Origin of the sequence: Flavobacterium sp. CG_9.1 (assembly GCF_015751645.1) — a bacterium.
In the GTDB taxonomy this organism is placed as follows: Bacteria; Bacteroidota; Bacteroidia; order Flavobacteriales; family Flavobacteriaceae; genus Flavobacterium; species Flavobacterium xanthum.
The window spans coordinates 1-3,755 of the sequence record NZ_JADOVC010000062.1 but is presented as its reverse complement, the minus strand read 5'-3'; the positions used below and the strand labels follow the sequence as shown (position 1 = coordinate 3,755).

The window sequence follows — 3,755 nt, the reverse complement described above, 5'->3', positions numbered from 1 at the left end:
AAAAAAGCTTGTGAGATTAGAAAACAGATGTTACCTTTGCACCCCGCAAAACGCGCAATGTTCCTTGAGAGACTGGTAAGAAAAGATAAAGAAAAGAAGATTTAAATCTTCAAAAAAAACTTTAAATTTTTCTTGCGAGAAACAAAAGAAGTTGTTACTTTTGCACCCGCTTCGGGAAACACTTTAACAAGTGTTGATTGAGACGAAAAAAAAGATAAGAACACGTTCCTAGACATATTGAATTGACAGCCGTTTTAACAGAGATGTTAGAACAAAAGAATAAGAGTAATAGAATCGAGAGATTTGAAAAAACCGATAGAATTGGAGTCGAATAAACAAAGAGAACAGATTTATCTGAACTCAAACAATATACGATGAAGAGTTTGATCCTGGCTCAGGATGAACGCTAGCGGCAGGCTTAACACATGCAAGTCGAGGGGTATAGTTCTTCGGAATTAGAGACCGGCGCACGGGTGCGTAACGCGTATGCAATCTACCTTTCACAAAGGGATAGCCCAGAGAAATTTGGATTAATACCTTATAGTATATCGAGTTGGCATCAACATGATATTAAAGATTTATCGGTGAAAGATGAGCATGCGTCCCATTAGTTAGTTGGTAAGGTAACGGCTTACCAAGACAACGATGGGTAGGGGTCCTGAGAGGGAGATCCCCCACACTGGTACTGAGACACGGACCAGACTCCTACGGGAGGCAGCAGTGAGGAATATTGGACAATGGGCGCAAGCCTGATCCAGCCATGCCGCGTGCAGGATGACGGTCCTATGGATTGTAAACTGCTTTTATACAGGAAGAAACAGTTCTACGTGTAGAACCTTGACGGTACTGTAAGAATAAGGATCGGCTAACTCCGTGCCAGCAGCCGCGGTAATACGGAGGATCCAAGCGTTATCCGGAATCATTGGGTTTAAAGGGTCCGTAGGCGGTCAGATAAGTCAGTGGTGAAAGCCCATCGCTCAACGGTGGAACGGCCATTGATACTGTCTGACTTGAATTATTAGGAAGTAACTAGAATATGTAGTGTAGCGGTGAAATGCTTAGAGATTACATGGAATACCAATTGCGAAGGCAGGTTACTACTAATATATTGACGCTGATGGACGAAAGCGTGGGTAGCGAACAGGATTAGATACCCTGGTAGTCCACGCCGTAAACGATGGATACTAGCTGTTGGGCGCAAGTTCAGTGGCTAAGCGAAAGTGATAAGTATCCCACCTGGGGAGTACGTTCGCAAGAATGAAACTCAAAGGAATTGACGGGGGCCCGCACAAGCGGTGGAGCATGTGGTTTAATTCGATGATACGCGAGGAACCTTACCAAGGCTTAAATGTAGATTGACCGGTTTGGAAACAGACTTTTCGCAAGACAATTTACAAGGTGCTGCATGGTTGTCGTCAGCTCGTGCCGTGAGGTGTCAGGTTAAGTCCTATAACGAGCGCAACCCCTGTTGTTAGTTGCCAGCGAGTCAAGTCGGGAACTCTAACAAGACTGCCAGTGCAAACTGTGAGGAAGGTGGGGATGACGTCAAATCATCACGGCCCTTACGCCTTGGGCTACACACGTGCTACAATGGCCGGTACAGAGAGCAGCCACTGGGCGACCAGGAGCGAATCTATAAAACCGGTCACAGTTCGGATCGGAGTCTGCAACTCGACTCCGTGAAGCTGGAATCGCTAGTAATCGGATATCAGCCATGATCCGGTGAATACGTTCCCGGGCCTTGTACACACCGCCCGTCAAGCCATGGAAGCTGGGGGTGCCTGAAGTCGGTGACCGCAAGGAGCTGCCTAGGGTAAAACTGGTAACTAGGGCTAAGTCGTAACAAGGTAGCCGTACCGGAAGGTGCGGCTGGAACACCTCCTTTCTAGAGCCTTAGTGTTAGTAGCAATACACGCTAGGGAAAGAAGACGAAAATTCTCATTGGAAACAAATAAAGACATTTTATTACTCTTGCTGTTAGTTCAAATAATACAATTTAAGTTAAAGATAACGATTTAAGATTGGCGATATGAGATTTGTGATTTAAGATGTGAAAACATAAAAAATCGTTAATCAAGAATCAACAGTCAGAGATCACCATGTCTCGTAGCTCAGCTGGTTAGAGTATTACACTGATAATGTAGGGGTCGACAGTTCGAGTCTGTCCGAGACAACTATCAAACTTAAAAAAAAAAGAAGAATCTAGAGTTAGCAATTCACAACTCATTTGGATGTAAAGTAAAGTTACTGAAAACTGAATACTGAAGCACTGCCAACTGTATTGGGGGATTAGCTCAGCTGGCTAGAGCGCCTGCCTTGCACGCAGGAGGTCAACGGTTCGACTCCGTTATTCTCCACTATTCGAGTGGTCAGTCCACAGAAAAGAAGTGATCAGGTAACTGAATACTAAAAAGCTGAAAACTGAACACTAGAAAAAAGTTCATTGACATATTGAGATAAGAAAATAATAAAAAGTAGAAAGCATATTTACTTGTTTATCATTAGACAAGTAAAGAAACGGTCATTCTTAAATGAATGATTGGTACAATAAGCAAAATAAGGGCGTATGGGGGATGCCTTGGCTCTCAGAGGCGATGAAAGGCGTGATAAGCTGCGAAAAGCTACGGGGATTGGCACACACGATACGATCCGTAGATACCTGAATGGGGCAACCCACTATGTTGAAGACATAGTACACCGATAGGTGGGCAAACCCGCTGAACTGAAACATCTAAGTAGGCGGAGGAGAAGAAAACAAAAGTGATTCCGTAAGTAGTGGCGAGCGAACGCGGATTAGCCCAAACCAATGTTGTTACGGCAATGTTGGGGTTGTAGGACCACGACATTTTATGTACAAAGAATTAGAATCTACTGGAAAGTAGAGCCAAAGAAGGTGATAGCCCTGTATAAGTAATGAGTATAATAGATAGTGGTATCCTGAGTAGGGCGGGACACGAGAAATCCTGTCTGAATTTGGCGGGACCATCCGCTAAGGCTAAATACTCCTGAGAGACCGATAGTGAACCAGTACCGTGAGGGAAAGGTGAAAAGAACCGTGAATAACGGAGTGAAATAGATCCTGAAACCATACGCTTACAAGCGGTCGGAGCCCCTTCGTGGGGTGACGGCGTGCCTTTTGCATAATGAGCCTACGAGTTAACGTTGCTGGCAAGGATAAGTGGTTAAGCCACGGATCCGTAGCGAAAGCGAGTCTGAATAGGGCGCTTTAGTCAGTAGTGTTAGACGCGAAACCGTGTGATCTACCCATGGGCAGGTTGAAGCTGTGGTAACACATAGTGGAGGACCGAACCGGTTGACGTTGAAAAGTCTTCGGATGACCTGTGGGTAGGGGTGAAAGGCCAATCAAACTCGGAAATAGCTCGTACTCCCCGAAATGCATTTAGGTGCAGCGTTAGTTATAAAGTTATATAGAGGTAGAGCTACTGATTGGATGCGGGGGCTTCACCGCCTACCAATTCCTGACAAACTCCGAATGCTATATAATGTTCACTAACAGTGAGGGCTTGGGTGCTAAGGTCCAAGTCCGAGAGGGAAAGAACCCAGACCATCAGCTAAGGTCCCCAAATATATACTAAGTTGAAAGAACGAGGTTTGTCTGCCCAGACAGCTAGGATGTTGGCTTGGAAGCAGCCATTCATTTAAAGAGTGCGTAACAGCTCACTAGTCGAGCGGACGAGCATGGATAATAATCGGGCATAAGTATATTACCGAAGCTATGGATTACCTATTTATTT

At 45.0% G+C, this 3,755-nt stretch carries 2 tRNA genes and 2 rRNA genes; all 4 read left to right on the top strand.

Features of this window, described 5'->3' with window-relative positions:
* Window positions 1–371 precede the first annotated feature (371 nt).
* Window positions 372–1,885: ribosomal RNA gene (locus IWX83_RS16895) — 16S ribosomal RNA — on the top strand.
* 215 nt (window positions 1,886–2,100) lie between these two features.
* Window positions 2,101–2,174, top strand: a tRNA-Ile gene (locus tag IWX83_RS16890).
* A 109-nt stretch (window positions 2,175–2,283) separates the two neighbouring features.
* A tRNA-Ala gene (locus tag IWX83_RS16885) sits at window positions 2,284–2,357 on the top strand.
* Window positions 2,358–2,545: 188 nt separating this feature from the next.
* A 23S ribosomal RNA gene (locus tag IWX83_RS16880) occupies window positions 2,546–3,755 on the top strand; the annotation flags it as partial.